The following is a 2,906-nucleotide window of genomic DNA, read 5'->3' on the forward strand; positions in this document are numbered from 1 at the left end:
CCCGCCGGCGCCGGGCGGCGACGGCCGGCCGATCCCCCCGGCTGCCGGCATCAGGCGGCCACCGCGCGCCGGCCCATATAGGCTTCCTGCACCCGCGCATCGGCGGCGATGGCCTGAAAGCGTCCCTCGGCCAGCCGCCGCCCCGCCGCCATGACGATCACCGGGTCGCAGAGCGCGGCGACGAAATCCATGTGATGCTCGACCACCAGCACCGTCATCCCCTCGTCGCGGAGCTGGGCGATGCGCGCGGCGATCTCGGCCGCCAGCACCGGGTTCACCCCCGCCACCGGCTCGTCCAGCAGCAGCAGGCGGGGTTCGGCCATCAGCGCGCGGCCGATCTCCAGCAGCTTCTTCTGCCCGCCCGACAGCGCCGCCGCCGGGTTGTCCAGCACCCGGGTCAGGTTCAGCCGGGCCGCCACCGCCTGGGCCCGCTCCCGCAGCGCGTCCTCCCGCCGGCGGACCGCGCCGGGGCGGAACAGCGCCGCCGCCACCGCCTCCCCCGGCTGGGCCTGGCCGTAGAGCATCAGGTTCTCCAGCACCGTCAGGCGGGGGATGCCACGGGCAAGCTGGAAGCTGCGGACCAGGCCGGCGGCGGTGATGCGGTCCGGCCGACGGCCGGTGATGTCGGCGCCTTCCAGCAGCACCTGCCCGGCATCCGGCCGGATGACGCCGGAGATGACCTGGAAGGCGGTGGACTTGCCGGCGCCGTTCGGCCCGACCAGCGCCGTGACCGTGCCGCGCCGGACCGCGAGGTCCAGCCCGTCCAGCGCCAGCACGCCGCCGAAGCGGCGGCGGATGCCGCGCAGCTCGAGGATCGGCGCCGCGGTCACGCCGGGCTGCTCAGGGCGCGTTGCCGAAGATGCGCTGCAGCACCTGGTCGCCGACGCGGATGTTCAGCCGCTCCGCCGTGCCGGCCGCGAGTTCCAGGGTCGCCCGCACCGGCCCGCGGCTCTCGATGGAGGCCAGGGAATAGGGGACCGTCCGCTCCGCGATGCGGTGCACCTTCCCGTCGGCGGCGATGAACAGCATGTCGAGCGAGGTGATGGTGTTGCGCATCCACATGGCGGATTCGCGCGGCGTGCCCCAGTCGAACAGCATGCCTTCCTGCGGCCCGACGCTCGGCCGGAACATCAGCCCGACCATCTGCTGCTCGGGGCTCAGCGCCATCTCCACCCGGAACTCGTGCCGCGTGCCGTCGCGGGTGACGATCACCAGCCTCTCCTCCGGCAGCTTCGGCTGCGGGGCGTTCTGGGCCCGGGCGGGGGCCAGGGCGGGGAACAGGGCGAGGCAGGCAAGGGCGAGACCAGGCAGGGTGCGGCGATGCAGCATGGCCGCACCATGCCATCGGCCGGCACCCTGGCCAACGCCCCCCGGGTGGCGGCACTCTCCGCCGCATGAGCCCGATCCGCACCGCCCGCACCCCGGTCCTCGACATCGCCTGGCAGGCGCATGGGCCAGAGGATGGACGATCGGACGGGCCGCCGGTGGTCCTGCTGCACGGCTTCCCCTACAGCCCGCGCGGCTACGACGCGGTGGTGCCGCTGCTGGTGGCCGCGGGGCGGCGGGTGATCGTCCCCTGGCTGCGCGGCTATGGCCCGACGCGCTTCCTGCGCGGCGACACGCCACGGTCCGGCCAGCAGGCGGCGCTGGGGCAGGACCTGCGGGACCTGCTGGACGCCCTGGCCATCCCCCGCGCGGTGCTGGCCGGCTATGACTGGGGCGGCCGTGCCGCCTGCATCGTCGCCGCCCTGTGGCCGGAACGCTGCGCCGGCCTGGTCACCTGCACCGGCTACAACATCCAGGACATCGCCGCCGCGGTGCACCCGGCGGCGCCGGAGCAGGAGCACCGCCACTGGTACCAGTACTACTTCCACACCGAACGCGGCCGCGCCGGCCTCGCGGCCAACCGCGCCGGCATCGCCCGGCTGCTCTGGCGGCTCTGGTCGCCCGACTGGGCCTTCGACGACGCGACCTTCGCCGCCAGCGCCGCCGATTTCGACAACCCGGATTTCGTCGAGGTGGTGATCCAGTCCTACCGCCACCGCTTCGGCTATGCCGCCGGCGACCCGGCGCTGGAGGCGGTGGAGGCGGCGCTGGCGCGGCAGCCGCGCATCCGCGTGCCGGCCATCGCGCCGCATGGAGAGACGGATGGCGTCGGGCCGGTCGGCGGCTCGGCCGGGCATGCCCGCTTCTTCACCGGCGCCTATGAGCGGCGGGTGATCCCGAAGGTCGGCCACAACCCGCCGCAGGAGGCGCCGGCGGCCTTCGCCCGCTGCATCCTGGACCTGCCCGCCGGCTGACCCCGCCGCCGGGCTGCAACGGTTCCGTTGCGGCTGTTAAATCTTCGGCAATCGCGACGGGCTTCATGGGGGTCCGACACACGCTGGGCCAAAACCATGCCGACCGAAGCCGAATGCGGGGACCAGCGGGACCCGCTGACCGGGACCGCCACGCCACAGGCCATGCGCCGCTTCATCGAGGCGGCGCTCGACCTGTCGGATAGCGGCGGGCCGGGCGTGGTGGTCTTCGCCATCGGGCTGGACGGGCTGGACCGCCTGGCCGCCACCGGCAGCCAGGGCCAGGCGGATGCGGTGCTGCTGGGCGTCGGCGACCGGCTGCGGACCGGGTTGCGCACGCATGACCTGGTCGGGCGGCTGCCGCAGGGCTTCGTCATCTGCCTGGCGGAAGCCTTCAGCGGCGAGGCGCGGCGGGCGGCGCAGCGGCTGCAGCGGGTGGTCGACTCGGCGCCGGTGCCGACCGGGGCCGGCCCGGTGGCGATCGGCTGCAGCGTCGGCCTGGCCTTCGGCCGCGGCCCCGGCAGTTCCGCCGCCGACCTGCTGGACCGGGCCTGCGCCGCCCTGGCCCTGGCGCAGGCCGAAGGCGGCGGCCGGATCGTCTGCGGCACC

4 protein-coding genes are annotated in these 2,906 nt (G+C 74.9%); 2 read left to right on the forward strand and 2 right to left on the reverse strand.

All coding sequences use genetic code 11. The features are described 5' to 3' along the window. Positions 1 to 50 precede the first annotated feature (50 nt). Positions 51 to 830, reverse strand: coding sequence for an ABC transporter ATP-binding protein (locus tag E2C05_RS35300; RefSeq protein WP_133223390.1), 780 nt, complete (start codon positions 828 to 830; stop codon positions 51 to 53). 10 nt (positions 831 to 840) lie between these two features. Continuing rightward, positions 841 to 1,329, reverse strand: coding sequence for a DUF192 domain-containing protein (locus E2C05_RS30620; protein WP_133223391.1), 489 nt, complete (start codon positions 1,327 to 1,329; stop codon positions 841 to 843). 65 nt (positions 1,330 to 1,394) lie between these two features. Between E2C05_RS30620 and E2C05_RS30625 the strand changes: the two genes are divergently transcribed. Beyond that, on the forward strand, positions 1,395 to 2,300 hold the full coding sequence (locus tag E2C05_RS30625) for an alpha/beta fold hydrolase (RefSeq protein WP_133223392.1): 906 nt from the start codon (positions 1,395 to 1,397) through the stop codon (positions 2,298 to 2,300). 96 nt (positions 2,301 to 2,396) lie between these two features. Beyond that, on the forward strand, positions 2,397 to 2,906 hold a 510-nt coding region (locus E2C05_RS30630; protein WP_133223393.1), incomplete at its 3' end, for a GGDEF domain-containing protein.

Source organism: Paracraurococcus ruber, from assembly GCF_004353985.1.
In the GTDB taxonomy this organism is placed as follows: Bacteria; Pseudomonadota; Alphaproteobacteria; order Acetobacterales; family Acetobacteraceae; genus Paracraurococcus; species Paracraurococcus ruber.

Excerpts from the sequence above, each read along its gene's own strand:
- E2C05_RS30625 (WP_133223392.1), top strand. The coding sequence starts at position 1,395 with ATGAGCCCGATCCGCACCGCCCGCACCCCGGTCCTCGACATCGCCTGG.
- E2C05_RS30620 (WP_133223391.1), bottom strand. The coding sequence starts at position 1,329 with ATGCTGCATCGCCGCACCCTGCCTGGTCTCGCCCTTGCCTGCCTCGCC.